The sequence below is a fragment of the Psychrobacter sp. GW64-MNA-CIBAN-0177 genome (assembly GCF_040309585.1).
Classification (GTDB): Bacteria; Pseudomonadota; Gammaproteobacteria; order Pseudomonadales; family Moraxellaceae; genus Psychrobacter; species Psychrobacter okhotskensis.
Genome location: NZ_JBEOOY010000472.1, coordinates 1 through 250, shown reverse-complemented (window position 1 = coordinate 250; position 250 = coordinate 1). Strand labels below are relative to the sequence as shown.

The window sequence follows — 250 nt, the reverse complement described above, 5'->3', positions numbered from 1 at the left end:
CAATTGGGCAGACCGCACACACACAACCGTCGTTATTGGTAAGTACAACCACGGGTTTGGAGCGAATAGCAGGGTCGAATACTTTTTCGGCACTGGCATAAAAAGCAACGGCATCAACTAAGGCATACATGAAAGTAACTCAGGACTCTGGCGATGCAGCCTAATAGAGCGAGTTACCACACCTTCAAGCTGAAACTCATCTGACTCAGTCAATTGCACCGGCTTATAAGCAGAAGAGGCTGATAGCAAG

Annotated in this window: 1 protein-coding gene; it reads right to left on the bottom strand. The window is 47.6% G+C overall.

Features of this window, described 5'->3' with window-relative positions; all coding sequences use genetic code 11:
* Nucleotides 1-130: hypothetical protein (locus AAEY79_RS15885; protein WP_352289622.1), on the bottom strand; the 130-nt coding region annotated here is incomplete at its 3' end.
* Nucleotides 131-250 lie beyond the last annotated feature (120 nt).